26 protein-coding genes and 1 riboswitch are annotated in these 25,777 nt (G+C 72.5%); of the genes, 9 read left to right on the top strand and 17 right to left on the bottom strand.

Annotation, left to right across the window (positions count from 1 at the left end):
- Positions 1 to 514 precede the first annotated feature (514 nt).
- Positions 515 to 2,107: an ATP-dependent DNA ligase gene (locus tag ACFXMF_RS25310; protein WP_379992357.1), complete on the top strand. Its 1,593-nt coding sequence runs from the start codon at positions 515 to 517 to the stop codon at positions 2,105 to 2,107.
- A 52-nt stretch (positions 2,108 to 2,159) separates the two neighbouring features.
- Here ACFXMF_RS25310 and ACFXMF_RS25305 read toward each other — a convergent pair whose 3' ends face one another.
- On the bottom strand, positions 2,160 to 2,945 hold the full coding sequence (locus ACFXMF_RS25305; RefSeq protein ID WP_379992353.1) for an amidohydrolase family protein: 786 nt from the start codon (positions 2,943 to 2,945) through the stop codon (positions 2,160 to 2,162).
- 249 nt (positions 2,946 to 3,194) lie between these two features.
- Between ACFXMF_RS25305 and ACFXMF_RS25300 the strand changes: the two genes are divergently transcribed.
- Positions 3,195 to 4,907 carry an alkaline phosphatase D family protein gene (locus ACFXMF_RS25300; RefSeq protein ID WP_379992354.1) on the top strand — a complete coding sequence of 571 codons (1,713 nt, stop codon included), beginning with the start codon at positions 3,195 to 3,197 and terminating at the stop codon, positions 4,905 to 4,907.
- Positions 4,908 to 4,961: 54 nt separating this feature from the next.
- Here the strand turns inward: ACFXMF_RS25300 and ACFXMF_RS25295 are convergent, their stop codons facing one another.
- Positions 4,962 to 5,975, bottom strand: a complete 1,014-nt coding sequence (locus tag ACFXMF_RS25295; protein ID WP_379992356.1) for an NAD(P)-dependent alcohol dehydrogenase — start codon at positions 5,973 to 5,975, stop codon at positions 4,962 to 4,964.
- A 132-nt stretch (positions 5,976 to 6,107) separates the two neighbouring features.
- Here ACFXMF_RS25295 and ACFXMF_RS25290 point away from each other — a divergent pair, with 132 nt between their 5' ends.
- Positions 6,108 to 6,917, top strand: coding sequence for a helix-turn-helix transcriptional regulator (locus ACFXMF_RS25290; protein ID WP_360320508.1), 810 nt, complete (start codon positions 6,108 to 6,110; stop codon positions 6,915 to 6,917).
- A gap of 97 nt (positions 6,918 to 7,014) precedes the next feature.
- Here ACFXMF_RS25290 and ACFXMF_RS25285 read toward each other — a convergent pair whose 3' ends face one another.
- The 5 genes from ACFXMF_RS25285 to ACFXMF_RS25265 all read right to left on the bottom strand — a co-directional run bounded on the left by ACFXMF_RS25285 (position 7,015) and on the right by ACFXMF_RS25265 (position 12,569).
- On the bottom strand, positions 7,015 to 7,992 hold the full coding sequence (locus tag ACFXMF_RS25285) for a ribonucleotide-diphosphate reductase subunit beta (protein WP_360320622.1): 978 nt from the start codon (positions 7,990 to 7,992) through the stop codon (positions 7,015 to 7,017).
- A gap of 17 nt (positions 7,993 to 8,009) precedes the next feature.
- Positions 8,010 to 10,328 (bottom strand): ribonucleoside-diphosphate reductase subunit alpha, encoded by a 2,319-nt coding sequence (locus ACFXMF_RS25280; RefSeq protein WP_379991941.1) that lies wholly within the window; start codon positions 10,326 to 10,328, stop codon positions 8,010 to 8,012.
- A gap of 75 nt (positions 10,329 to 10,403) precedes the next feature.
- Positions 10,404 to 10,654: riboswitch (cobalamin riboswitch) on the bottom strand.
- A 133-nt stretch (positions 10,655 to 10,787) separates the two neighbouring features.
- Positions 10,788 to 10,976, bottom strand: coding sequence for a hypothetical protein (locus ACFXMF_RS25275; protein WP_360320511.1), 189 nt, complete (start codon positions 10,974 to 10,976; stop codon positions 10,788 to 10,790).
- A 112-nt stretch (positions 10,977 to 11,088) separates the two neighbouring features.
- The gene (mug, locus tag ACFXMF_RS25270) at positions 11,089 to 11,664 is read right to left on the bottom strand and encodes a G/U mismatch-specific DNA glycosylase (RefSeq protein ID WP_360320628.1); all 576 of its coding nucleotides are present in this window, start codon (positions 11,662 to 11,664) and stop codon (positions 11,089 to 11,091) included.
- Positions 11,665 to 11,744: 80 nt separating this feature from the next.
- Positions 11,745 to 12,569: a GNAT family N-acetyltransferase gene (locus tag ACFXMF_RS25265; RefSeq protein WP_360320514.1), complete on the bottom strand. Its 825-nt coding sequence runs from the start codon at positions 12,567 to 12,569 to the stop codon at positions 11,745 to 11,747.
- 128 nt (positions 12,570 to 12,697) lie between these two features.
- Between ACFXMF_RS25265 and ACFXMF_RS25260 the strand changes: the two genes are divergently transcribed.
- Positions 12,698 to 13,075, top strand: a complete 378-nt coding sequence (locus tag ACFXMF_RS25260) for a VOC family protein (RefSeq protein ID WP_379991939.1) — start codon at positions 12,698 to 12,700, stop codon at positions 13,073 to 13,075.
- Between the two features lie 126 nt (positions 13,076 to 13,201).
- On the opposite strand, the gene ACFXMF_RS25255 is transcribed toward ACFXMF_RS25260, so the two are convergent.
- Positions 13,202 to 13,372: a hypothetical protein gene (locus tag ACFXMF_RS25255; protein ID WP_360320520.1), complete on the bottom strand. Its 171-nt coding sequence runs from the start codon at positions 13,370 to 13,372 to the stop codon at positions 13,202 to 13,204.
- 152 nt (positions 13,373 to 13,524) lie between these two features.
- On the opposite strand from ACFXMF_RS25255, the gene ACFXMF_RS25250 reads away from it, so the two are divergent.
- The gene (locus ACFXMF_RS25250; RefSeq protein ID WP_360320523.1) at positions 13,525 to 14,229 is read left to right on the top strand and encodes an MOSC domain-containing protein; all 705 of its coding nucleotides are present in this window, start codon (positions 13,525 to 13,527) and stop codon (positions 14,227 to 14,229) included.
- Positions 14,230 to 14,242: 13 nt separating this feature from the next.
- Here the strand turns inward: ACFXMF_RS25250 and ACFXMF_RS25245 are convergent, their stop codons facing one another.
- A complete protein-coding gene (locus ACFXMF_RS25245; protein ID WP_360320631.1) occupies positions 14,243 to 14,839 on the bottom strand; it encodes a LysE family translocator in 597 nt (198 codons plus the stop codon).
- Between the two features lie 254 nt (positions 14,840 to 15,093).
- Here ACFXMF_RS25245 and ACFXMF_RS25240 point away from each other — a divergent pair, with 254 nt between their 5' ends.
- Both ACFXMF_RS25240 and ACFXMF_RS25235 read left to right on the top strand, forming a co-directional pair.
- Positions 15,094 to 15,435, top strand: coding sequence for a S26 family signal peptidase (locus ACFXMF_RS25240; protein WP_360320526.1), 342 nt, complete (start codon positions 15,094 to 15,096; stop codon positions 15,433 to 15,435).
- Between the two features lie 105 nt (positions 15,436 to 15,540).
- Positions 15,541 to 17,232, top strand: coding sequence for a dihydroxyacetone kinase family protein (locus tag ACFXMF_RS25235; protein WP_380020787.1), 1,692 nt, complete (start codon positions 15,541 to 15,543; stop codon positions 17,230 to 17,232).
- A gap of 205 nt (positions 17,233 to 17,437) precedes the next feature.
- Here the strand turns inward: ACFXMF_RS25235 and ACFXMF_RS25230 are convergent, their stop codons facing one another.
- The 5 genes from ACFXMF_RS25230 to ACFXMF_RS25210 all read right to left on the bottom strand — a co-directional run bounded on the left by ACFXMF_RS25230 (position 17,438) and on the right by ACFXMF_RS25210 (position 21,499).
- Positions 17,438 to 18,448, bottom strand: a complete 1,011-nt coding sequence (locus ACFXMF_RS25230) for a serine hydrolase domain-containing protein (RefSeq protein ID WP_360320532.1) — start codon at positions 18,446 to 18,448, stop codon at positions 17,438 to 17,440.
- Positions 18,445 to 19,389, bottom strand: a complete 945-nt coding sequence (locus ACFXMF_RS25225; protein ID WP_379990244.1) for a DUF6895 family protein — start codon at positions 19,387 to 19,389, stop codon at positions 18,445 to 18,447. The genes ACFXMF_RS25230 and ACFXMF_RS25225 overlap by 4 nt, the downstream gene beginning before the upstream one ends.
- Positions 19,386 to 20,135 carry a hypothetical protein gene (locus ACFXMF_RS25220; RefSeq protein ID WP_360320538.1) on the bottom strand — a complete coding sequence of 250 codons (750 nt, stop codon included), beginning with the start codon at positions 20,133 to 20,135 and terminating at the stop codon, positions 19,386 to 19,388. Before ACFXMF_RS25220 ends, ACFXMF_RS25225 begins: the two co-directional genes overlap by 4 nt.
- A 42-nt stretch (positions 20,136 to 20,177) precedes the next feature.
- Positions 20,178 to 20,363 carry a hypothetical protein gene (locus tag ACFXMF_RS25215; RefSeq protein WP_360320541.1) on the bottom strand — a complete coding sequence of 62 codons (186 nt, stop codon included), beginning with the start codon at positions 20,361 to 20,363 and terminating at the stop codon, positions 20,178 to 20,180.
- A gap of 248 nt (positions 20,364 to 20,611) precedes the next feature.
- Positions 20,612 to 21,499 carry a virginiamycin B lyase gene (locus tag ACFXMF_RS25210; RefSeq protein ID WP_360320544.1) on the bottom strand — a complete coding sequence of 296 codons (888 nt, stop codon included), beginning with the start codon at positions 21,497 to 21,499 and terminating at the stop codon, positions 20,612 to 20,614.
- Between the two features lie 180 nt (positions 21,500 to 21,679).
- Here ACFXMF_RS25210 and ACFXMF_RS25205 point away from each other — a divergent pair, with 180 nt between their 5' ends.
- A complete protein-coding gene (locus tag ACFXMF_RS25205) occupies positions 21,680 to 22,288 on the top strand; it encodes a TetR/AcrR family transcriptional regulator (protein WP_360320547.1) in 609 nt (202 codons plus the stop codon).
- 165 nt (positions 22,289 to 22,453) lie between these two features.
- Here the strand turns inward: ACFXMF_RS25205 and ACFXMF_RS25200 are convergent, their stop codons facing one another.
- The gene (locus tag ACFXMF_RS25200) at positions 22,454 to 23,257 is read right to left on the bottom strand and encodes an APH(3') family aminoglycoside O-phosphotransferase (protein ID WP_380017848.1); all 804 of its coding nucleotides are present in this window, start codon (positions 23,255 to 23,257) and stop codon (positions 22,454 to 22,456) included.
- 97 nt (positions 23,258 to 23,354) lie between these two features.
- Between ACFXMF_RS25200 and ACFXMF_RS25195 the strand changes: the two genes are divergently transcribed.
- Positions 23,355 to 23,879: an O-acetyl-ADP-ribose deacetylase gene (locus ACFXMF_RS25195; RefSeq protein ID WP_360320553.1), complete on the top strand. Its 525-nt coding sequence runs from the start codon at positions 23,355 to 23,357 to the stop codon at positions 23,877 to 23,879.
- A gap of 130 nt (positions 23,880 to 24,009) precedes the next feature.
- Here ACFXMF_RS25195 and ACFXMF_RS25190 read toward each other — a convergent pair whose 3' ends face one another.
- Both ACFXMF_RS25190 and ACFXMF_RS25185 read right to left on the bottom strand, forming a co-directional pair.
- The gene (locus ACFXMF_RS25190; protein WP_379990253.1) at positions 24,010 to 24,954 is read right to left on the bottom strand and encodes an acyltransferase domain-containing protein; all 945 of its coding nucleotides are present in this window, start codon (positions 24,952 to 24,954) and stop codon (positions 24,010 to 24,012) included.
- Between the two features lie 140 nt (positions 24,955 to 25,094).
- The gene (locus tag ACFXMF_RS25185; RefSeq protein WP_379990246.1) at positions 25,095 to 25,706 is read right to left on the bottom strand and encodes a GNAT family N-acetyltransferase; all 612 of its coding nucleotides are present in this window, start codon (positions 25,704 to 25,706) and stop codon (positions 25,095 to 25,097) included.
- Positions 25,707 to 25,777 lie beyond the last annotated feature (71 nt).

Below are 25,777 nucleotides of genomic sequence, written 5' to 3'. Positions count from 1 at the left end.
TGGTGTGTCTCGCTCCGCACGTGTTCTTGCCTCCGGTGGTCGGGTTCGGCTCGCGTCTCGGGTGGTGTGTCTCGCTGCGCTCGTGTTCTTGCCTCCGGTGGTCGGGTTCGGCTCGCGACTGGGGCGGCGCGTCTCGCTCCGTTCGCGTCCCCGCCCCGGTGGTCGGATTTCGGCTCACGACTCGATCCAACCGGCCCGCTCCGCCCGCGACCTCCCCAGCCCCCGGGCCCGACTCACCCCCGCTGCGCATGACCGCCCCACTCCACCGGCCCCACCCACCCCACCGGCCCCGCCCCACCCCACCGCGTCCCGCCCCTGACCGCTTCGCCAGGCCCCGCGCCCGAGCCGTTTCGCCGGCCCCGCCCCCTGGCCGCCCCGCCCGCCCTCTCCGCCCCGCCCACACGCCACCCCTCTCCCCACCCCGCCGCCGGATGGTTGCTCAGGGTGTGGACCGGGCGGAGTGGGGCGATGGTGCTGGGGGATGGCGCTGGCGTGAGGAGTGGTGGGTGTGGGGTTGTTGTTCGGTGATGTGGCCGTTGCGTCTCGGGAGATTGCCGGGGAGGCGGGGCGGAGTGCGAAGGCGGAGTTGGTGGCCGGGTGTTTGCGGCGCGCGGATCCGGCGGAGGCGACCGTCGTGGTGGCCTATCTGGCCGGTGCGTTGACCCAGCGGCAGATCGGGGTCGGGCCCGCCGCGTTGCGCGAGTTGCCGGCGCCGGCCGCCGAGCCGTCGTTGACACTGCTGGAGGTGGATGCCGCGCTGGAGGCGATCGGGAGCACCACCGGCGCCGGGTCGCAGGCCGCCCGACGGGCGCTGCTCGAAGCGTTGTTCGCCCGGGCCACCGCCGTCGAGCAGCGGTTCCTGATCGGATTGCTGGTCGGCGAGGTGCGCCAAGGCGCGCTGGACGGCGTGATGGCGGACGCCGTCGCGCGGGCCGCCGAGGTCCCGCCGGCGGCGGTACGCCGGGCGCTGATGTTGCGCGGTGCCGCCGGCCCGGTGGCCGCCGCGGCGCTGGCCGGCGGCACGGCCGCGCTCGCCGCGTTCACGCTGGAGGTGGGCCACCCGGTGCGCCCGATGCTGGCCGCCTCGGCGCCGGACGTGCCCGCCGCGCTGGCCAAGCTGCGGGCCAAGGACCCGGAGGCCGAGGTCGCGCTGGAATGGAAGATCGACGGCATCCGGGTACAGATCCACCGTGACGGCGACCGGGTCGCGGTGTTCACCCGCAGCCTGGACGACATCACCACGCGCGTCCCGGAACTGGTCGAGCTGGTGCGCGCGCTGCCGGGGCGTACCGCGGTGCTGGACGGCGAGGCGATCGCCCTGCGCCCGGACGGCCGGCCGCACCCGTTCCAGATCACCGCGTCCCGGACCGGCACCCGCGACGCCGCGCGGCTGCGGGCCGAGACGCCGTTGACGGTGTACCTGTTCGACGTGTTGCACGTGGACGGCGCGGACCTGATCGACCGACCGGGCGCCGAGCGCTGGGCCGCGCTCGAAGCGCTCGCGCCGGCCGGGCTGTTGGTGCCTCGGCTGGTCACCGGGGACGACGCGGCCGCGAACGCGTTCTTCGCCGACGCGGTCGCGCGTGGGCACGAGGGCGTGCTGGTCAAGTCGCCGGACACCCCCTACACGGCGGGTCGGCGCGGCGCCGGGTGGGTCAAGGTCAAGCCGCGGCACACCCTGGACCTGGTGGTGCTGGCCGCCGAGTGGGGCCACGGGCGTCGGCGCGGGACGCTGAGCAATCTGCACCTGGGCGCTCGGGATCCGGGCGGGGACGGGTTCGTGATGCTCGGCAAGACGTTCAAGGGGCTCACCGACGAGTTGCTCGCGTGGCAGACCGAGCGGTTGCAGGAATTGGCCGTCCGCCGCGACGACTGGACCGTATGGGTACGGCCCGAACTCGTGGTCGAGATCGCCTTCGACGGCCTGCAGACCAGTACCCGCTATCCGGGCGGATTGGCACTGCGGTTCGCCCGGGTGCTGCGCTACCGCGAGGACAAGACCGCGGCAGAGGCGGACGACATGGACACGGTCCGCGCGTTGGCCGCCGATCGACCCGATCGACCCGATCGACCCGATCGACCCGATCGACCCGACCGAGCCGACTGAGTCGACCGAGTCGACCGACCCGACCGCGCCCAGTCCGCCGACGCCGCCCGGGTCACCCCGCCCCGCCCCCGCGCGGCCGATACAGGGCCCGCGCGTTGTCGTGCAGCACGGCGCCGGCCAGATCCGGGCCGGCCGCCTCCGCGATCAGGTCGAGATCGCTGTCCCGGAACGGCCTGGGCGCCCGGGTGGACGGCAGGTCGGTACCGGCCACCAGCGCGTGCGGGGCGACGGCGAGCACGGCCCGCAGCGCGGCGGGTACGTCCAGGTCGCCCCGGCCGAAACCGGTGGCCTTGACGTAGGCCCCGCGCTCGACCAGGCGCAGCAGTTGCGGCAGGCCCTCCCGGGACAGGCCCAGGTGGTCGATGCTCAGCTTCGGCAGCGTGGCCACGACGGGCGCCAGGTCGGGCAGGTCGCGGGCGTCGAGGTACAACTCGACATGCCACCCGACCAGGTCGTGCACCCGACGGGCGAGCCGGGGCAACTCCTCGATCCGCGCGGATCCGCCACGACGGATGTTGTACCGGATCGCCCGCACGCCCGCCGCGTCCAGCTCGCGGATCGTGTGATCCGCGACGTCGGCCGGGAGTCGGGCGACCCCCACGAAGCCCGGACCCAGCCGGCGCAGCGCGTCGAGCAGATGGGTGCGATCGAGGCCCTGGAACGAACCGGACACCACCGCGCCACCGGTCACGCCGAGCGAGGCGACCCGGGCCAGGTAGTCGGCGACGGTGAAGGTCGGCGGCAGGTAGCCGTGATTGGCGACGAGCGGGAAGCGCGGATCGACGATGTGCAGGTGCGCGTCGAACACCGGCCGCGTGACCGCCGAACGCCCGGTCACCGGCTGCTCGCGGGTGTGCGCCGACGCGGATCGAACACGACACGGCCTCCGATGTGGCGCGGGAGCGGCTCGGTCACGCATACCGTAACCGCTCGACCACGCCGCATCCGGTAATGGCTCGACGACGCCGGGCCACCGGAGCCGCATAACGTATCCAAGAGCCCGCCGGCAGGCGAGTATTGGTGCCGGCCGTTCCGGGCAGGCGCCTGGCGCGGAGAGCGTCGACGAGGGTGGGGAGGGCCGAGGACGATGGCCGAGTTGTTGCTCGGTCCCGTGCTGCGGCACGTGGATCGTACGAGTGCCACCGTGTGGGTGGAGACCGACGGGCCGTGCGTGGTGACCGTGGCGTGCGAGGACGGCGTGGCCGAGGCCGGCACCTGGAACGTGTTCGGGCACCACTACGTGCTGGTGGTGCTCGACGGGCTGGCCCCCGGGCGGTCGCGGGAGTACCGGGTGTTGCTGGACGGGCGGGTGTGCTGGCCGCAGGAGCACTCGACCCAGCCGCCGAGCGTGCTGCGTACCGCCTCGGACGAGGTCCAGCAGGACCTGAACGTGGTGTTCGGGTCCTGTCGCTGGTCGAGTCCGCCGAGCACCGAGGCGGGCGAGGAGCGCCGGATGGACCCGGACGCGCTGGACACGCTGGCCCGCCGGCTGATGCGCTCGCCGGACGAACCGCTGCCGGACGCCCTGCTGTTGCTCGGCGATCAGGTGTACGCGGACGAGACCTCGCGCGCGATGCGGAACCGGCTCGCGCGGCGGCGTGACCTGACCAAGGCGCCGGGGCCGCAGATCGCCGACTTCGAGGAGTACACGCTGCTCTATCACGAGTCGTGGTCCGATCCACAGATCCGTTGGTTGTTGTCCACGGTGCCGAGCGCGATGATCTTCGACGACCACGACGTGATCGACGACTGGAACACCTCGCACGCGTGGCGCACCGAGATGGCCGCCACCGACTGGTGGTCCGAGCGGATCGCGGGCGCGCTCGCGTCGTACTGGATCTACCAGCACGTGGGCAATCTCGACCCGGCCGCGCTGGCGCGCGACGAACTGCTCGCGGCGGTCCGGGCAGCGGCGCCGGGCGAGGATGTCGGGCCGCTGCTACACGAGTTCGCCCTGCGCGCGGACGCCGAGGCGGACGGCAAAAGCGGGACGCGGTGGAGTTATCGACGCGACTTCGGCCGGACCCGCCTGTTGATGGTCGACTCGCGCGCGGGCCGCGTGCTCACCGGCGACGGCCGGGCGATGATCGGCGCGGACGAGCTGGCCTGGATCACCGAACAGGCGGACGAGGGCGGCTACGACCACCTGCTGATCGGCACCTCGCTGCCCTGGCTGCTGCCGCACGGCATCCACGACCTGGAGTCGTGGAACGAGGCGCTGTGCGCGGGTGCCCGGGGGCCGCGGGTCGCGGCGTGCAGCGAGTGGCTGCGACGGGCGGGCGACCTGGAGCACTGGGCCGCGTTCCGTGAGTCGTTCGAGGCGTTGTCCGCGCTGATCGGCCGGATCGCCCTGCACGGGCCCCGCGCGGGTGGGCCGCCGCCGGCGACCGTGTGCGTGTTGTCCGGGGACGTGCACCACGCGTACGCGGCCGAGGTGTATTGGCCCGTCCCGGGGGAGGGGCCGGGGGCCGGGGATGACCGGGGCGAGTCGGCCCGGGTCTACCAGTTGACCTGCTCGCCGGTGCACAACTCGGTCCCGCCCGCGATCCGGGTCGGCTTCCGTTTCGGCTGGGGCCGCACCGCGACCGGACTGGGCCGCGTCCTGGCCCGACACGCGCGACTGGCCCCGCTGCCGGTCGAGTGGACGAAGCTGGGCGGACCATGGTTCGGCAACCACCTGATGACGCTCACGCTGCGCGGCCGCCGGGCCGGCCTGGCACTGGACCGCGCCCAGGGCGGCCGGCGAAACCGCGCCGCGTACCTGCGCCGGGTGGGCCGGGCGACCCTACGGGAGCGATGAGCGCGGTTCCCCAGGCCGGCCCACCCCGGCACCCGCGACGGGCGCGCAGCGGGCTCAGGCGTGGTCGATCACCACATTGCCCATGAAGCTGCCCTGGCGGTAGTAGCGCAGTGCCTCCGGAACCTCGTCGAAGGACAGCTCGCGGTGGATCGGCAGGCGCAGCCGGGCCACCTCCACCGCGCGATTCAGCGCCTCGAACTGCGCCCGGCTGCCCACCGCGAGCGGACGCAACACCGCGCCCACCGTGAACAACGCCGCCGCGGCGGGCGACGCGTCGGAGGCGTCCGCGCCCAACCGGTGCCCGGCGAAGGCGATCTCGCCGCCGAGCGCGGTCGCCGCGAGCGACTGGGTCGGCTCGCCCGCGACGTCCACCACCCGGTCGACCCCGCGCCCGCCGCTCACCCGCCGCACCCGCTCGCCCCAGCACGGGTGTTCGCGGTAGTCGACCACCTCGTCCGCACCCAGCGCCCGCAGCCGCGCCGCCTTGTCCGGACTCGACGTGGTGGCGATCACCCGCGCGCCGAACAGCTTGGCGAACTGCACCGCGAACAACGACACGGCACCGGTGCCCAGGGTCGGCACCGTCTCGCCGGGCAACAACGCCCGGCCCCCGGTCAACGCGTTCCACGCGGTCACCGCGGTCAGCGGGAAGGCGGCGGCCTCCGCGAAGGACAGATGCCCGGGAAGGTGCACCAGGGCCTGTTCGCCGACCACCGCGAACTCGGTCAGCACGCTGTCGCGCGAACTGCCCAACTGCGCGGCGCGATCCAGGGCGAACGGCCCGTCGATCCAGTCCGGGAACACGGTCGCGGCCACCCGGTCGCCCGGCCGTACCCGGGTGACGCCCGCGCCGATCGCGACCACCTCGCCGACCCCGGCACCACCGGGGACGGTGTCCGGCAGCACCGGCAGCGGGTGGTGCCCGTCCAGGACCAGCAGTTCCCGCCGACTCTGCGAGGTCGCCCGGATCCGGACCGACACCTCACCGGGGCCCGGCTCGGGCCGCTCGTGCCCACGCAGGGCGAGGCCGTCGATGCCGGCACCGGGCCGCAGGTGACAGCTCTTCATCAAGGTGCCCTCCCGGACCGATCGGCCCACCCGTTCGGCGGGCCGTGGGAAGGATCATGCGAGCGGCGCCCGAGCCGGACAATTCCCGCGAGGGAATTGCCGGCGATACCCTCGGCTGCCTAGAACTGCCCCATGAGCACCACGACGACCCGGACCCACGGCCCGGACTTCCCCGCCGAGTTGCGCCGCTGGCGCACCGCCCGACGGCTGAGCCAACTCGAACTCGCCGCCCGCGCGGAGACCTCCCAACGGCATCTCAGCTTCATCGAGAGCGGCCGATCCCGCCCCGGCCGCACGATGATCATCCGACTCGCCGAATCGCTCGGCCTGTCCCTGCGCGAGCGCAACGCGCTGCTGCACACCGCCGGATACGCGCCGGTCTTCCCCGAATCCGACCTGGACGCACCGATGTTGCGCCCGGTCCACGACGCGCTGCGCGCGGTACTCGAAGGCCATCTGCCCTACCCGGCGATGGTGTTGCGTCCGTACGGGCAGATCGTGGCCGCGAACGCGGCGATCGACGTGCTGACCGAGGGAGCGTCCCCGGAACTGCTCCGGTCCCCGATGAACATGTTGCGGCTGATGCTGCATCCCGAGGGCATGGCGCCGCGGGTGCGCAACCTGAACGCGTGGGGCCGGCACGTGCTGGAGAACATGCGCGCCCAGGCGCTGCGCAGCCCGGATCCGCTCCTGGACGCCTTCATCGAGGAACTGCGCGGCTACGTCCCGGATGCCGAACTCGGCCCCGACCACCTGGGCTTCGCGGTCCCGCTGCGCCTGGCCGAGCCCGACGGCGCGGGCGAGCTGCGCCTGCTGACCACGCTGACGTCCTTCGCGACGGCCACCGACGTCACCCTGGCCGAACTGCATCTGGAGGCGTTCCTGCCCGCCGACGAGGCCACCGCCGCGGTCCTGCGCCGCCGGGCGACGGCACGCCCTTGAGCGGATCCGCCGGCACGGCCGCCCGCACACGACGAGAGCGCCGTGCCGGCCCGTTTCCGGGACGACAGGCGCTCTCGTCGTGTGCGGTGCCGCAGGCTCAGAAGTCCTCGTCGAAAGACACCGATCCGGTGACCGCGACCTGGTACGCGGAGACCCGCCGCTCGAAGAAGTTGGACAACTCCTGCACGTCCTGGAGCTCCATGAAGCCGAACGGGTTCGCCGAGCCGTAGACCGGGGCCATGCCCAACTGGGCCAGCCGGCGGTCGGCCACGTGCTCCAGGTAGGAGCGCATGTCCGCGACCGTCATCCCGGACACGCCGCCCTGGAGCAGATCCTCGGCGAACGCCGTCTCCGCCTCGACCGCCTCGGCCAGCATGCGCCGGACGTCCTCGGCGAGTTCGTCGTCGAACAGGTCCGGCTCCTCGGCCCGCACCGTCTCCACGACGGAGAAGGCGAAGTCCATGTGCGCGGACTCGTCGCGGAAGACCCAGTTGGTGCCCGAGGCGAGACCGTTGAGCAGCCCGCGCGAGCGCAGGAAGTAGACGTAGGCGAAGGCGCCGTAGAAGAACAGGCCCTCGATGCACGCCGCGAAGCAGATCAGGTTGAGCAGGAACTGCCGCCGGTCCTCCCGCGATTCGAGCCGGTCCAGGCCCATCGCCGAGTCGATCCAGCGGAAGCAGAACTCCGCCTTGCGCCGGATCGAGGGAATGTGCTCGACCGCGGCGAACGCCTGCTCGCGCTCCTCGTGGTCGGGCATGTAGGTGTCCAGCAGGGTCAGGTAGAACTGCACATGGACGGCCTCTTCGAAGAGTTGCCGCGACAGGTACAACCGGCCCTCGGGCGAGTTGATGTGCCGGTACAGGTTCAGCACCAGATTGTTCGCCACGATCGTGTCACCGGTCGCGAAGAACGCGACCAGGCGCTGCACGAGGTGGCGTTCGGCCGGGCTGAGCTTGTCCAGGTCGGCGAGGTCGCTGTGCAGGTCGACCTCTTCGACCGTCCAGGTGTTGCGGATCGCCGCGCGGTACTTCTCGTAGAAGTCCGGATACTGCATCGGACGCAGCGTGAGGTTCATTCCGGGATCGAGCAGGCTCACGTGCACGCCTCACAGGCTTCGGGGTTCTCCAGCGAGCAGGCGATGACCTCGAGGTCCGAGATCTCCTCGACCGGTGCGGCCGCCGCCTGGGCCGGCACGGTCGCCTGCTGGATCCGCGTCGCGGGGCGCGAACGCAGGTAGTACGTGGTCTTCAGGCCGGTCGACCACGCGTAGCGATACATCGAGGACAGCTTGCCGATGGTCGGGTCGGCCATGAACAGGTTCAGCGACTGCGACTGGTCGATGTACGGCGAACGAGCCGCCGCCAGGTCGATCAGCGCGCGCTGCGGAAGCTCCCACGCGGTGCGGTACAACTCGCGCACGTCGGCCGGGAGTTCGGCGATGCCCTGGACCGAGCCCTCGGCACGCTTGATCCGGTCGCGGACCTGCGGGGTCCACAGGCCGCGGGCCTTGAGCTCGCGCACCAGGTAGGCGTTGATCTGGAGGAACTCGCCGGACAACGTCTCGCGCTTGAACAGGTTCGACACCTGCGGCTCGATGCACTCGTAGGCGCCCGCGATCGAGGCGATCGTCGCGGTCGGCGCGATCGCCACCAGCAGCGAGTTGCGCAACCCGTGCTCGGCCACCCGGGTGCGCAGCGCGTCCCAGCGCTTGGTCTGCGTGGGGTACACGCCCTCCCACAGGTCCGGCTGGAGCCGACCGCGCGCGGCGTGCGTCTCGGCGTAGGCCGGGTGCGGGCCGTGCACCTCGGCGAGCGCCGAGGAGGTCTCCAGCGCGGTGAGGTAGATCTCCTCGGAGATCAGCGTGGACAACTCGCGCGCCTCGGCCGAGTCGAACGGCAGGCCGAGCGTGAAGAACACGTCCTGCAGGCCCATCAGACCCAGACCCACCGGACGCCAGCGCGGGTTGGACGCGGCGGCCTGCTCGGTCGGGTAGTAGTTGATGTCGATCACGCGGTCCAGGAAGACCACCGCGGTGCGGACCGTCGCGCGCAGCTTGTCCCAGTCCATGCCCTCCCCGGCGACCACGTGCGCGCCGAGGTTGACCGAGCCGAGGTTGCACACGGCCGTCTCGCCGTCGCTGGTGACCTCCAGGATCTCGGTGCACAGGTTGGACAGGTGCACCACGTTGCCCGGCTCCGCGGCCTGGTTGCAGGTGCGGTTGGCGGCGTCCTTGAAGGTCATCCAGCCGTTGCCGGTCTGCGCGAGCGTGCGCATCATCCGGGCGTACAGGTCGCGGGCGGGCAACTGCCGGACGAACCGGCCGTCCCGCTCGGCGGCTTCGTAGACCTTGTCGAACTCGGCGCCCCACAGGTCCGGCAGTTCGGGCAGCTCGTTCGGGTCGAACAGCGACCAGACGCCGTCCTCCTCGACCCGGCGCATGAACAGGTCCGGCACCCAGTTGGCCAGGTTGAGGTTGTGCGTGCGGCGCGCGTCCTCGCCGGTGTTCTCGCGCAGTTCGAGGAACTCCAGGATGTCCGGGTGCCAGGTCTCCAGGTAGACGCAGGCCGCGCCCTTGCGCCGGCCGCCCTGGTTGACCGCGGCCACCGACGAGTCGAGCGTCTTGAGCCACGGCACGATGCCGTTGGAGTGCCCGTTGGTGCCCCGGATCAGCGAGCCGCGCGAACGCACCCGCGACCAGGCCACACCGATGCCGCCGGCGAACTTCGACAGCCGGGCGATCCGCCCGTACATCTCGTAGATCGACTCCAGCTCGTCCTTGGGCGAGTCGAGCAGGTAGCACGAGGACATCTGGGTGTGCACCGTGCCGGAGTTGAACAACGTCGGCGAACTGGGCAGGTAGGCCAGCGAGGACATCAGCCGGTAGAAGCCGATCGCCTCGCCGGGCTCCTGGGCCAGGCCGCATGCGACGCGCAGCAGGAAGTGTTGCGGCGTCTCGACCACCTTGCGCGAGACCGGGTGGCGCAGCAGGTAGCGGTCGTACACGGTGCGCAGGCCGAAGTACTCGAACCGGCGGTCGCCCTCGACGTCCACGGCGGCGTCCAACTCGGCGGCGTGCCGGGCGACGAACGCCGCGGTCTCCGCGCCGATGATGCCCTCCCGGCGGCCCAGCGCGATGCCGGCGCTGAACGAACCGGCGCCGGCCTCGAACGCCTCGTCGGCGATCCGGCCGGCGAGCAGGCGCGCGGCGAGCCGCGAGTAGCCGGGCTCCTCGGCGATCAGTTCGGCGGCGGTACGCACCGCCAGGTCCGCGGCGGCGGCCCGGTCCGCGCCCTCGTTCAGACCCGCGACGACCCGGCGGACGACCCGATCCGGATCGACCTCCGGCAGATCGCGCGCCTGGGTGCGCACCAGGGTCGCGAGTTGCTCCTCGGGGCTTTCGTCGATCCGCATCCGGGTCGTGCCCACGCTGTCCACAACGGTCACGTGCTCTCTCCTCGCGAGCTCGTACGTACAGTGACCCCGCGCCCGAGGGCACGGGCAGCCGGCAGGTATTCGGACTCGCGGGCATGCCGGGGCACCACCGGGCACGACGTGCTCGGCGGACCGCGGAGTTCCCCATGGTCGTCGGGCCCCGAATGCCTCTCGGCGTTCGGCGCTCCAGGACGACGTTCGTTCCCGCTCACCGTTGCGGGGCAGTCCCGGCTTCGCACCGGGTTCCCTCTTGCCTCGCCGTTCCGCTGAACTCGGAACGGCGAACCAGCTACGTCGCAGAGCATATATGTAGTGGCGGGGTGGTCGTCGCACCCCCAGGTGTTGTGTCGTGTCGCGATTCTCGACGTACCACGGACCGCCGCCGGGGCGGCGGTGGGGTGGTTCGCCCCGGGACGCGTGGGACGCGCGGTGCGCGGATCAGGGGCGACCGGTGCGCGGCCCGGGCCGGGCCGGGCGCGCGTGCCGGGCCGGTCGGTCGTGCGGTCGGTCCACCGGTCGCGGCACCTCCCGACCCGAGTCGCGCCACTCGGCGACCAACGCCTCGTAAACGGGGGTCTCGAACGTCTCGGTGGGCCACGGCCCGAACGGGGCTCGCAGGATCTTCATGCCGACCCAACCGTGCAAGACGGCGTGAAGTAACCACCAACCGGGTGATGCCACTCGGTCGGTTGACGTGTCGACTCGGATACAGGTCGTCGAAACGGACCCGACCCGCCCGTCACGCGGGCGGCGCGCCGCCCGGTCCGGGTGGGGCCGCCGAATCCGGGCCCGGGTCCGGATCGCTCGCCACCCGCAGTTCGGCGAACGCCTCGGCCAGCGCCGCCGCCGTCCAGTGCGCGTTCAGGCCGCTGGGATTGGGCAACACCCAGATCCCGGTGTCGCCGATCGTCTCGGGCTGCCGGCCGACCACCGCCTTGGGCCGGCCGAAGCCGGTCCGGTACGCACCGATGCCCAGCACCGCCAGCCAGGCCGGTCGGTACGCGTGCACCCGGGCGGTGAGCGCCGCGCCGCCCGCCCGGTACTCGTCCTTGGTCAACTCGTCCGCGCGGGCGGTGGTGCGGGCCACCACGTTGGTGATGCCGAGGCCGAGTGCGAGCAACCGCTGCTGCTCGGTCGGCGCGAGCAGCCGGGGCGTGAACCCGCTCGCGTACAGCGCGGGCCAGAACCGGTTCCCGGGCCGGGCGAAGTGCCGGTCGGTGGCCCCGGACCACAGGCCCGGGTTGATCCCGCAGAACAACACCCGAAGGTTGGGCCCGATCACGTCCGGGATGCTCCGGCCGTGTGCGGCGGCCATCTCGGCGGCGGTGGGATTGCGGCCCGGCGGGATCGGCAGCACGAGCGGCCGCTCGGGAGCCGGCTCGGGTTCCGGCCCGCTCACGGCGCGTCCGCGATCATCGAGGTGCCCACCGACCGGAAGCCGAGCCGGCCGTACATCCGGGCCACGTCCTCGTCGCCCGCGGACAGGAACACCGTCTCGCTCCCGTCGTCGAGCGCGTGCCCGGCCAGCTCCCAGGTCACCGCCGCCGCGAGGCCGCCGCGTCGGGCCGCGGGGAGGGTGGCCACGCCGACGATCTCGGTGGTGTCGTACAGATGCTGGTAGCTGCCCACGCACAACGGTCCGGTCGGGCCGTACGCGGCGTACATCACCGTCTCGCCGGAGCGCAGCCGCTCGTTGAGGTAGGACAGCAGGTCCGGGTCCTGGCCCAGGGCGGCGGTGTCCCGCTCGGTCGGACCGTCGGTGCCGGACGCGGTGCCCGGATTCGCGAAGCCGACCGCCGCGACGCTGTGCACGATCGCCAGATCGGTCGCGTCCGCCCGGATCCGACGCACCGTCACCAGGTCCGGCAGGAACGGTCGTTCGGCGGGGCGTTCGGCGGGATCGAGCACCATCAGCGGGTGCTCGTGCACATGCAACTCGGCCTCGATCGCGGCCGCGCGCAGCGCGGGGGTGGTCTCGTCGACCCATTCGAACGACTCGGGCACTTTCAACTCTCTCTGTCGTGCCCGCACCGCGCGTACATCCGCGGCGGTGGGCTCGACGGAGCCGCCGAGCGTGGGACGTGCGTACCGGGGCCAGCCCTGGCCATCCCGGACGAACAGGGTCAGTCCGCCGAATGTCTCCGCGTGAGCGGCCCGACGTGCGACCGCGTCGTAGAACGTCTCCAGATGTGCGCGCACCTCGGCGGCGGACTTCGGCATGCGGGCCAGTGTGACACGAACACCCTTTTCGCTACCGGCGGAGGCCGCGCCGGCGACGGAACGAGCGGCCGCGCCCGCGGGCGGTAATCCCGTTGGCCCGCTCGATCCCGCGGCACACAATGGCGGGCATGGCCATTTCGCTGCATCACATCGTGATCGACGCACACGACCTGCCCGGCCTCGCCCGCTTCCGGGCCGACGTGCTGGGGTGGGAGATCCTGTCGGAGCGCGAGCGCGAGGTGGTCGTCGGGACCGAGCCGGGCGCGCCGATCGGCATCTGTTTCATGCCGGTGACCGAGGTCAAGGCGGTCAAGAACCGGCTGCACCTGGACCTGACCCCGGGCGCCGGACCCGGCGAGCGGGAGGCGGAGATCGAGCGGGTCCTCGCCCTCGGCGCCCGCCGCGTGGACGTCGGCCAGACCGGCGACGAGTCGTGGACGGTACTGGCCGACCCCGAGGGCAACGAATTCTGTGTCGTGCGAGCCAAACGCACCCTGATCGGATGAGCGTCGCCGCGCTCGATCACGGAGACCCGGGGCGCCGCCCGTGAACCCGGGCCGCGCGCACGAAAATCCGGGGTGAACGCACCGGACTCGCCGACGAGCGCGGCACGTTCGCCCCGGATCGTCGGATCAGCCGGTGTTGTCGGGCGAGTTGCTCGGCGGGTTGCCCGGGCCCTGCCCGCTGCCGCCGCGCCGACGGCCGAGCCGGTCGCGCACGAGCCGACGGCCCTGCTCGACCTGACGCGGATTGCGGCGGATGTAACCCTGGATCTTCTTGAGCGTCTTCGACAGCGAACTCATGTCGTGGTCCCTCCCTGAAGCCCGGACAGACGGGCCGCGGCGTCCCCGAGGGCGCCGATATCAGCTTTTTGCCCCGGTCCGGCCCGGATACGCGGTCGGTGCTCGCGCAATCGGCCCGATCCCGGCCGCCGCCGGCCCGGTAGCCTGCGGACATGCCGCACGTGATATCGGTGAACCTGGCCCGGCCGCGCCCCAACCCGACCGGGTCCGGGGTCGAAACGACCGGGATCGACAAACGACCCGTCGACCACGCGGTCTCCGTGCGCCCGCCCGGACCCGGAGCCGAGGAACCGGGCAGCGGCCTGGTCGGCGACCGGGTATTCGACCGACAACACCACGGCGGACACGATCAGGCCGTCTACGCCTATGGCCGCGAGAACCTCGACATGTGGGCCGGCGAGCTCGGGCGCGAACTGGGCAACGGCAGCTTCGGCGAGAACCTCACCACCTCCGGCCTGGACCTGGAGGCCGCGCTGATCGGTGAGCGCTGGCGAGTGGGCGCCGCCGGACCGCTGTTGGAGGTGTCCGCCCCGCGCATCCCGTGTGCGACCTTCGCGCTGTGGCTGGACGAGCGGCGCTGGGTACGCAGGTTCACCGAACGCGCCCTGCCGGGCACCTACCTTCGGGTGATCGAACCGGGCGAGATCGTCGCGGGGGACGGGATCACGATCGTCTCCCGCCCCGCCCACGACCTCACCATCGGCGAGTGTTTCCGGGCCCTGACCACCGAGGCCGACCTGCTGCCACGACTGCTCGACGTCGCGGAACTGCCCGAGTACGCACGCGAGGTGGCCCGCAAGCGCACCGCCCCGGCACCCGCACCCGAGCCGGCACCCGCGCCGGACCGGGCCGGATAGGCCGCGGCGCCGGTTACGCGGTGGCCGGGTGGCTCCGATCGGTGGCCAGCTTGATCGCGAGACCGCCCAGGACGGTGCCCATCAGGTAGCGCTGAATCCGCAGCCAGGACGGCCGCCGGGCCAGGAACACCGCGATGGTGCCGGCCGCGAGCACCAGGATCGTGTTCACCGTGAGACTGATCAGGATCTGGATGCTGCCCAGCGCGAATCCCTGGAGCAGCACGTGTCCGGCGGCCGGATCGACGAACTGCGGGATCAGCGACAGGTACATGATCGCGGCCTTGGGGTTCAACAGGTTCGTCAACAGACCCATGGTGAACAGCCGCCGATTCGAGTCCGGCGCCAGTTCCTGCGGCGCGAACGCCGACACGCCACCGGGCCGCAGCGCCTGCCAGGCGAGCCAGCCGAGATAGGCCGCGCCGGCGAGCTTGACCGCCGTGTACAACTCCGGCACCACCAGGAACACCGCGGACAGACCGAGGTTGGCCATCGACATGTAGATCAGGAAGCCGAGCCCCACGCCGAGCAGCGACACCAGGCCGGCCCGGCGGCCCTGGGTGATGCTGCGCGAGGTCACGTACATCATGTTCGGCCCGGGCGTCAGCACCATCCCGAGCGCCACCGCGCTCACCCCGAGTATCGCGCCGGTCCCGATCACACGTGCCCCCGCTGGTGGTACGGGCGGTCGCCGCAACCGTCGCCGCCGCCGTTCGTTGGTCGGGCAATTGTGTCCGGCCCCCGCATTTCCCGGCAACCGGGTTCGCCAAGAGGGCGTCGGGCAGGCTGCCCGACGGCGCGAAAAAAACCCGTGGCAGGCTCGGCGCTCATCCGTCATCCTGGTGCGCGATGGGGATGATGGACAGCATGGCCGCCAAGGTGGCGCACGGCGCCACCGTCGAGTTTCGCCCGCGCGGGGCCTCCATGGTCCCGCTTATTCGCAGTCGCCAACTCGTGACCGTCGCGCCGGTCGACCCGGCCCGCCTCGAAATCGGTGACATCGTGCTCGCCCGGGTCGCCGGAAAGATGTACCTCCACCTGGTCTCCGCGCTGGACGGCGCCCGTGCGCGCGTGCAGATCAGCAACAACCGGGGCCGCGCCAACGGCTGGACGTCGCAGGCCCGCGTCTACGGGATCTGCGTGTCGGTGGACGGCGTCCCGCGCCCGAGCGCCTCCCGGAAGGTGCGTGCGCCGGTGTCCATGGAGTAACAGGCACCGGGGTCGGCCGGGACACCGGACAACGCACCCGATCGCGCGTGATCCGCGCGCCCCCGATGGGGTTGGTCCGGTGCGCTTGAAGGTAGAGATTCAGCCATGAAGAAGCTGATCAACGCCGCCCGCGACGTCGTCCCCGAGATGCTCGAGGGACTCGCCCTCGCCCATCCCGACATCGCGCTGCTGGCCGATGCGAACGTCGCGCTGCGCGCCGACGCCCGGGCCCACGCCGAGCGCGGCCGAGTCGCGGTGATCTCCGGTGGCGGAGCCGGCCACGAACCCGCGCACGCGGGCTATGTCGGGCCCGGGATGCTCACCGCGGCCGTGTCGGGGGACGTGTTCACCTCCCCGTCCACCGACACCATCCTGGCCGCGATCCGCACGGTCGCCGGGCCGGCGGGCGTGTTGCTGGTGGTCAAGTCGTACACCGGGGACCGGCTCAACTTCGGGCTCGCCGCCGAGCTGGCGCGGGCCGAGGGGATCGCGGTCGAGACCGTCGTGGTCGCCGACGACGTGGCGCTCGCGACCGGCGACGACACCGCGGGCCGACGCGGGATCGCCGGGACGGTGTTCGTGCACAAGGTCGCGGGCGCGGCGGCGGAGGCCGGCGCGAGTCTGGCCGAGGTCGCGGCCGAGGCGACGGCCGCGGCGCGCGCGGTCGGCACGATGGGCGTCGCGCTGACCCCGTGCACGGTGCCGGCGGCCGGCCGGCCCGGGTTCGAACTCGGCGAGGACGAGGTCGAACTGGGCCTGGGCATCCACGGCGAGGCGGGCGTGCGGCGGGACAGGATCGCCCCCGCCGACGACTTCGTCACCGAACTGCTCGACCGGATCGTCGGGGAGACCGGCCTGGCCGCCGGCGACCGGGTCGCGCTGCTGGTCAACAACCTCGGCGGCACGCCCACGATGGAACTGGACATCGTGCTGCGCGGCGCGGCGCACGACCTCGCGCGTCGGGGCCTGGTCCTGGAACGAGCCTGGCGCGGCCCGTTCCTGACCGCGCTGGAGATGGCCGGCATGTCGCTGTCCCTGCTCCGGGTCGACGACGCGCGGTTGGCCCGACTGGACGCGGCCACCTCGGCGCCGGCCTGGCCGACCCCGGTGGTCGGCCGGGTGGGCGCGGTCACCGTGCTGCCGGCCGCGCCCGCGCCCGGCAGCGCCGACGCCGGCACCCCGCTGACCGAACCGACCCCGCTGACCCGCGCGATCGAGGCCGTGTGCGCGGCGCTGACCGAGGCCGAACCGCACCTGACCGAGCTGGACCGGATCGTCGGCGACGGCGACCTGGGCATCAGCCTGGAGCGCGGGGCGGAGGCGATCCGGCGCGAGTTGCCCGGGTACGGCGGCGGTACGCCGGCCGCCGTGCTGCGCGGCCTGGCGGACACCGTGCGGCGGGCGCTCGGCGGTACGTCCGGTCCGCTGTACTCGGTGCTGCTGCTGCGTGCGGCCGCGGTCGTCGCGCAGGACACCGGGCCGCGCGGGTGGCGCGAGGCACTGGCCGCGGGGGCGCGGGCGATCGGCGAACTCGGCGGTGCGCAGGTCGGCGACCGGACCATGCTGGACGCCCTGATACCGGCGGGTGAGGCGCTCGTGGGCGGCGCGAGTCTGGCCGAGGCGATCGACGCGGCCGCGGCCGGCACCGAGGAGACGGCCGGCCACAGCGCCCGCCGGGGCCGCAGCAGCTACCTCGGCGACCGGGCGATCGGCACCGTCGACCCGGGCGCCGAGGCGGTGGTGATCTGGCTGCGCGCGATCGCCGACGCGCTGGACGGCGAGGAGGAGAACGGGTAACCACCGATCCGGCCGGGCCGCCCACCCCCGCGCCCACCGGCGCCGGGACGTGGCCGGCGGCCCGGCCGGGTACACCGATCGCCCGGCCGGGCAGGGGAGTTCGAGCCGCGTTCCCGGCTGTCCGGGACGCGACCGGATCCCGCCGCCGGTGCCGAGACACCCGCCCGTTCCTTCGAACCTCGATACCCGGCGCGCCGGTTCGGGTTCAGTCCGCCATAGCCGTCGCCGCGAGGTCGCGCAGGCATTCGTAGGCGACCTGGACGAACGGTGCCCGCGGCCCCGCCGCAGTGTTCACCAGTGCCGCCAGCCCGACCCCGGCCTGCGGGCTGAAACCGACGAACGCGCTGAAGCCGCGCGTCGCTCCACCATGGAAGATCAGATCGTGCCCGGTGCGGGGGCGCAGGTTCCAGACCAGACAGAGCCGATCGTCGGAGTGCGGCGGGATCAACCGCGGTTGCCGCACCCGGACCAACGCCTCGGCGAGCGTGGCCGGTTGCACGTCGGCCGGCGCCAGGTGTGCGGCGAGATACCGGGTCAGGTCCGTCCCGGTGCTGCGCAGTGCCCCCGCCGCCGGCAGCCCCGGCATCCGCCACGGCGGTCGCGGCCGGCCGTGCAGATACCCGGTCACCTGCGGCCCGTTCGGGTCGCACGTGGTCATCGTCAGGCCCAGCGGCACACCCAGTCGGGCGACCAGCAGATCCGGGTAGGGCTGCCCGGCGGCCCGCGCGAGCGCGTGCCCGAGCAGGCCCACGCCCAGGTTCGAATAGCACACCCGGGTGCCCGGACGCGCGTGTGGCCGGGCCCGGCCCAGCAGCGCGAACAGCCGCTTCTCGTCGTAGCCCGCGTACGGATTCGAGTACCACGCCGGCAGTGCCGTGCGCAGCGAACCGCGCGGGAGCCGGGGCAGCCCCGAGGTGTGCGTGGCCAGGTGCAGCAGCGTGACGTTCGAGGACCAGCGCGGTCGCGCGGTCGGCGGCAGGTAGGTGATCAGCGGATCGTCCAACCGGGCCTCCCCGCGCGCGACCGCGTCGGCGAGCAACAGCGCGGTGAACGTCTTGGTCACCGAGCCCAGTTCGAAACGGGAGTCCGCGTCCACCGCCGACCCGCGACACACCACCGAGGGTTCGCCCGCCCGGACGGTGGCCACCACGAGCGCACTCGACGCCGGGGTGGCCCGCAGCAGCGGCACGATCGGCGCCGCGTACGCGTCGCTCACCCGAGTGTGGGCGCGGGCGCGGTGCCCAACGAACGGGCCAGCGTGACGGTGCCGGCCACGATCGCCACCACCGCCGTGTGTTCGTGGTCCTTGAACGCCCGCTCCGGATCCTCGTCCACCGGGTCCGCGTCGCGCGGGAGCAGTCCGCTGGGATGTTGCGCCGCCGCGAGGGTCTGCCAGCCCTGGGCGTCGCACACCGGTTCGGCCAGGCACGCGTCGACGATCAACAACTCGCCCACCAGGTCGTATTGGGCGACCTCGGCCCACACGTCGACCCAGACCGGCAACCACACCCGCAGGTAGTCGCGGATCTCGGTGGGCAACAGCTCGGGGTGCGCCCCCCAGTCGGTGATGTGGAACACCGCGTGCGTCATGTGGTACGCGGTCATCCAGTCGATCACCCACGGCTCGGGGGTCATCCCCAGCCACGTATCGGCGGCGAGCGCGGGCCAGTCCGGTCGATGGGTCAACCCCGCGACCCGACTCGCGTTGGCCACCGCGAGTCGGCGGTTGGGCATCATCTCGATCGCGTGCACCGACCGCAGCTCGTTCAGATGCGCCAGCAGACGATCCATCCGCTCGTGTCGGATGCCGGCCCGGACGAAGTGCGCGTACGTCTCCAGCGGATCGGTCACCAACGGGTGCCGCACCTGGCGTTCGTACAGGAAGTCCCCGTCGCGGAACTGTCCCCACGCGAACTCGACCAACGCGCGGGCGGCGGCCAGGTCACCGGGCCCGGCGACGCCCTCGCGCAGCACCAGCGAGCAGGCCAACGCCATTTCGCCGAGCGGCTTGTACGCGCTGTCCTGGTCGTTGAAGTCGACCACGGTGTGCGTGGGCAACGGGCCGAACCGCGCGTTGTCGTGCAACCAGCGCAGGGCCCGCGAGCCGATCGTGTGGGCGGTCTTGAGCACGTCACCGCGCGCGAGTCCCCCGGTCATGAGTCCTCCAGTCCGGTGACGTGTTGGGCGATCCGGGTGTCCAGCACGGTGCGGGTGCTGCCGCCGCCGAACAGGCGCACGTGCCGCAGCAGTGGGTCCAACTCCAGGGGGAAGGCGACGCCGTCGGCGGCCAACAGCGCGAGCCAGCGCGCGATTCGGGCGGCGGTGCGGTAGTCGCGGCGCAACATCGCGCGCACCACACCGCGGGCCAGTGACTCGGCGTTGCGCCGCGCCGCGGCGTGGATCGGGCCGTCCAGGCCGGGCAGGGCCAGGGAGGAGAGTTGGGCCATCCGTACCGACCAGGACTGCCAGGTCGACGCGTCGGCGACCTGTGCGCCGTCGCCTGGCGTGGGTACGTCCATGGCCAGGCCGAAGCGGGTCAGCGTGTGGGCGGTGGCCCAGTCGCGCCAGGTGATGATCCACGCGGTCTCGGGCGAGGCACCCAGCGTGTCGGGCGGGAACACGGCGAACGCGCGGGCGGCGGCCTCGACCTGGTCGGTCGGCAGCGGCGTGCCGCGCAGTACGTGCGGGGCGAGTGCGTCGGAGCCCAGGACACGCAGGCCGGGCAAGTCGGCGTCGGGGTCGTGGGGTTCGGCCAAGCGAGGATCGGCGGGGGCGAATCCGGCGGGCACGACCGTGCCCTCGGCGTCCATGAGGACACCGAGGGCACGGCCTGCCACTCGCTCGACCGCCGCCGTGTAGTCCTCGTGTGGCGAGGTGTCGGCGAAGGGCATTTGTGTGATCAACTTCCCGTCGGTACCGGTGATGTCAAGGACATCCGAGCCGGTTCAGCGCTCCTTCGGGGGCTTCGGCGACAACAGCAAGCCAAGCACCAGGAGTCCGCCACCGAAGTCTTCCGGTGCGAACAGCGGCGCGTCACTGATGGTCGTCTCCTCCTCGATCATGAGCGTCGCGACGGTACCGGCCTGGGTCGGCGTGGCCGCCGCGGGCTGACGGATGTATTGGGTAAGCATCGGGTGCTCCCTCATCGTGACTTCATCGCCGGGCTCGACGATGCCCCCGTGTCTCGACCATAGGCACTTTTCAGGCCGATTTGCATCATTTGACAAGGGGTCGCGTGTCTTGTCCGCGCGTTGCGCGCGGGCGCGTGACAGGGCGCATTCGGGGAGTGCGGCGGGTTCGCCGAGGGTCGGACCGGGAGTGTTCGCGGAGTTCGCCGTGACCGGGTGAATCGGCGCTCACCAGGGCGTTTTCCGGTCGTTCAGGGAGTGATTCGGGCCAGGGCGCCGACCTCCAGGGCGACCCAGATCGCGCCGTCCGGGCCCTGGACGAGGCCGTGCGGTTCGGCTCCGGGGGTCGGCAAGTCGTACTCCGTCAGAGTGCCGTCACCGGCGAGTCGTCCGACCCGATTGGTACCCCATTCGGTGAACCAACAGTCGCCGGCCGTGTCCAGCGCCACCGCGTGCGGGCGGGACTGCGGGTCCGGCAGCGGGAATTGCCGGTAACCGCCGGCGCGGTCGAGTCGACCGATCGCGCCCGCGCCGATTTCGGTGAACCACAACGAGCCGTCTGCGGCCGCCGCGATGCCGACCGGGGCGGCACCCCGGGTGGGCAGTGGGTGCACGGTCACCTCGCCGGTCGTGGTGATTCGGCCGAGTGCGTCGGCGGCGTTCAGGGTGAACCACAGTGCGCCGTCGGCGCCGGCGGTGATCGCGGACGGAAACGCGTCCGCGATCGGCAGCGCGAAGCCGGTGACGCGGCCGGCCGGGTCGATGCGGCCGATGCGATTGGCGACGGTCTCGGTGAACCACAGCGCGCCGTCGGGTCCGGCGGTGATTCCGTACGGGCCGGAGCCCGGGGTGAGCGGGTCGAAATGGGTCACCGCGCCGGCGGTGGTGATCCGGCCGATGCGATGCGCCTTGTGTTCGGTGAACCACAGGGCGTCGTCGGGTCCCGTGGTCAGTACGGTCGGGCCGCATTCGGGGTCGCCGAGGTCGTGGCCGGTGTGCGTTCCGTCCGGGTCGAGCCGGTCGATCCGGCCGGAGTGCACGAGGGTGAACCACAGTGCGCCGTCGGGGCCGAGGGTGATCGCGTACGGCCCGGACTCGGGTCCGGTGAGCGGGAATTCGCGGACGGTGGGGGTCGCCATACGGTTCCTTCGGTCGAGCGGGGTCCTGTCGTTAATGCAACCTGGTCGCGTTAGTATGAGTATGACGAATGGGGAGGCGCTAATGCAACCAGGTTGCCTTTGGTCGGCTCGCATGTGGTCGGCGCGGATGCGGATGCCGGGGTGGATCGTGGTGGGTTCGGTGCGATCGGAGGACGGCCGGTGAGCGGCGTCGGTGGGGTGCGGCCCGGTGGGCGGACCGCGCGCACGCGGGATGCGGTGCGGCTGGCCACGTTGGCCGAGTTGGCGGACAAGGGTTTCGACGGGCTGACCGTGGAGGCCGTCGCCGCGCGGTCGGGGGTGCACAAGACCACGGTGTATCGACGTTGGCGCAACGCGGCCGGGTTGGCCGCGGACGCGTTGGACTCGGCGGCGGAGGAGCCGTGGCCGCTGCCGGACACCGGCACCGTGCAGGGTGATCTGCGGGCGATCGCCGCGATGGTGGTGAGCGGGTTCGAGGACCCCGATCGGGGGCCCACCGCGCGAGCGTTGGTGGCCGCGGCGGTGTACGAGCCGACCACGGCCGAGGCCCTGCACGGGTTCCTGCTGGGCCGGCTCGGGCAGGCCGAGCAGGTGGTCGAACGGGCGGTGACGCGGGGCGAGTTGCCCGCCGGTACCGATGCGGGGGAGGTGGTGCGCACGGCCGTGGGCTCGCTGTACTACCGGTTGTTCATCACGCACGAGCCGGTCGACGCCGGGCAGGCGCGGCGCGCGGCCGACGCGGCGGTGGCGGCGGCCCGGGCGGGGGTTTTCGTAACCGAACAGGGGTGAGCGGGCAGCGGCCCGTGGACCGAGGCAACCGGTCGAGCGCGGGCCGGAGGAGATCTTTGATCGACTACCACTCGACGATGTGCGGATGCGTGCGCGGCTGCCTGGGTCGGCCGCGCTCTCCCCGGGCCGGGCCGGGGATCGAACCGGTCTTCGCCCGATGCGTGTTCAGCAGAATTCGTCGAGCAGGCGATAGAACTTCAGGCGCTCGGGGTCGAGGGCGCCCGGTGGGTCGTAGCGGGTCAGGAAGCGGGCCGCGTGGGCGGGGGAGTACTGCGCGTTGTCGTCGTCGAGGAGGCTGCGGGTGAGCAGGGCCGGGTCCGCGTGGCGGTCCGTGCGGCCCAGCCGGCCGAGGTCGATCAGGCCGGTCACCCGCAGGGTTTGCGGGTCGAGCAGGATGTTGGGCGGGCAGTAGTCGCCGTGGCCGACGACCGGGTCCTCGTCGGCCGGTGTGGTCGCGACCAGTTCGGCCAGGAGTTCGGCCTCGGTGCGTCCGACGCGGTCCTCGTCCAGGTCGTCGAGGTCGACCAGGCCGGCCGCGAGCGCCTGTTCGGCGGCGGGCACGGTGACCGCGAGGCCGCGGTCGAACGGGCATTCCTCGACCGGGAGTTCGTGCAGGGCGCGAGCCATGTCGGCGAGCGCGTCGACGACCGCGTCACGTCGATCGACCGGCCACGGCTCGGCCGCCGAGCGGCCGGGCACGGCGCGTGTCAACAACCAGCCGCCGCCCGGCGCCTCGACGTCGTGGTCGAGGATCTCCGCGACGGGGATCCCCTGCTGGGCCGCCCACAGCCCGCGAGCCACCTCGGCGGCGAGATGGAATCCGGAATCCGGGTGCGCGCTGGGCGTCCCGATCTTGAGGTAGAACTCCTCGCCCCGCCGGCACAGCCGATGCACGCCCGCCCCGGACGCGCCGACCGTGATCGACTCCCACTCATACGCCGCGAACCGGCGCCGAAGATCGTTCGTCATCCCGGCATCCTCACCCACGACCCACCTGCCCCGCCGGCGAATTCCCCGCCGGCGCCCGAGCGGTCGCAGGTGCTCCCGGAAGCGGCATGATGAGCCCATGACGGATCTCACGCTCGTCCTGGGCGACCTCACCGACCAGCACGTGGACGCGGTCGTCACCGCCGCCAACGCCTCGCTGTTGGGCGGTGGTGGGGTGGACGGGGCCGTGCACCGGCGCGGCGGACCGGCCGTCTTCGAGGCGTGCCAGGAGCTGATCGCCTCGACCTACGGTCCGGCCGGCCTGCCGACCGGCGAGGCGGTGGCGACCACGGCCGGCGCGCTGCCTGCTCGATGGGTGATCCACACGGTCGGCCCGGTCCACGGCGAAGACGATGACGGCCCGGCCCTGTTGGCCTCCTGCCATCGTGAATCGCTGCGCGTGGCCGAGGAATCGGGTGCCACCACGATCGCCTTCCCGGCGATCTCCACCGGCTCGCACGGATGGCCCCTCGAACAGGCCGCCGCGATCGCGATCGAAACGGTGCTCGACACCGAAACCACCCTCGACGAAGTCCGCTTCGTGCTTTTCGATCGGGAAACCCATGCCGCCTACGAGGCCGCGCGGGCCGCTGCCACACGCTGACCGGGGCGGAACGGCCGTGTCGCGTCCCGGGTTCGTCCCGGGCGGGGCCGGCCGGTGGGTGGGTTCGGGGGCCGTGACGATGATGTGATGCCGGATCGAAGACCCATCGACCGAACGCCCGGCGGCGGGCTCAGAGTTCGAACCAGCCGGTGCGGACGTGCCAGTGTCGGCCGGCGCGCAGGTGGTCGCCGATCGCCCGTTGCAGGGAGGTGTCGCGAGGGAGGGATTCCGGCGACAGGTCCGGGTCGCCGAAGACGAAGCCGATCGCGGCGGTGTCGTCGGTGGTGCGCTCGGCCGACTCGGTGGGCAGGTGGAAGCGGCGCTGGAAGCGGACGATGTTGGAGTGCTCCGGCAGGTATTCGCGCAGTTGCGGATCCAGCAGCCACGAACCGCACACCGCCGCCCGGTAGCGCTCGGTCGGGAAGTGACGCGGGAAGAACTCACGGGCCGCACGCAACGAATCGTCACAGGCCGCCGGAGTCAGCGGCCCGTGGAAGTCCGGGATGTGCAACGCGAGCGCGGGATCCTGCGGCCGGTAGGCCAGACCGAGTTCGACAGCGCTGGTCGCGGCCCGCTCCCACAGGAACGAGCGTTGGAACTGCAGTCGGCCGAGCTGATACAGCTCACCGCGAAAGTGCAGTTTGGGCCAGTGCAGCGCGAGCAACCCACCGGTGCCGCGCCGCCGCCGGTGCACCGCGAGGTGCCGGCCGAGGTCGCCGAGGGTGCGGCGGGAGACCTCGACGGGGATGCCGAGCGAGTGATGGTAGGCCAGCACGAACGGGCGTGCCGCGATGAACACGAACACGTGGAACCAGCGCCCGACCGGGCCCGATGCGGCCGGCAACGGCGGGACCTCCAGGTGCTGTTCGACCGTGCCGATGCCCGCGACCAACGCCCGGACGGCCCGTTCGAACACCTCGCGCAGTTCGGGATCGGCGAGCAACATCGCCCGGGTCGCCATCAGTTCGTTGACGTCCTCGTGCGGGACGGCCAACTCCGAAAGCACCGCGACCAGGTCGTCGTCCGCCGGCAGGGTCACCTCGACGCCGGTCGCGAAATCGGCCAGCCCGTCCATCCACGCGGCCAACCGCGGGTCCGCTCGAAGCGCCTGCGCGCCGCCCGGCGTCGGGTCGCCCGGCCGGCGCCGATCGACATCCACCCCGGACCCGGTCCGCATGCCGCGCCATCGCCGGCCGGCCGTCCCACGCCACCCGGTCACGCGCCGGGTGTCCGCAGGTCCAGGGAACAGAAGACCTTGTCGTAGCGGGCCGAGCCGATCGCCACGAAGTCGTGCAGCCGACCGTATTCGACGAATCCGAGCGAACGGTAAAGGTGCAACGCGTTCGCGTTGTCGCCGCGGGCGTCGAGGGTGAGGATCTCGATCGCCTCGGCGCGGGCGTCCTCGATCAGCGCCGCGGTGAGCAATCGGCCGATGCCGCGACCGTGCGCGGACCGGGCCACCGCGAGCTTCTCCAGATCGGCGTTCGGGCGGTGGGTGGGCCGGGTGTACCGGCGCCAGTAGCCGAACCCGAGCAGATCCTCGCCCGCGTAGGCGAACCGCACCGACGCGTTGCCGGCGCGCTGGGCCTCGGCCAGATCGGTGAGCAGCGCGGCCACCTCGGCACGCGGCGGCGGGGTGACCCAACCGAGCGCGGCGCCGCCCAGAACCAGCTCGGCCAGGATCGTATGCACCGGCTCGACCGCGTGCTCGACGGAATCCGGCGCCCGCAGCACGATCCGGCGGCCGTCCCGGTACTCGTCCGGGTTCGCGCGCGTGCCCGCCGTCGTGGTCCCGGGGGTGGTAGCCGCATTCGTGTTCACCGTCACGAAGGCAAGGCTATTGAGTCCGGGCGGATCGTGGGTAGCGGGCCTGCCGGCCGGATCCGGCAGACTGTGCG

It is taken from the genome of Embleya sp. NPDC059213, from assembly GCF_042754445.1.
Classification (GTDB): domain Bacteria; phylum Actinomycetota; class Actinomycetes; order Streptomycetales; family Streptomycetaceae; genus Embleya.
This window is presented reverse-complemented; position numbering and strand designations above follow the sequence as displayed.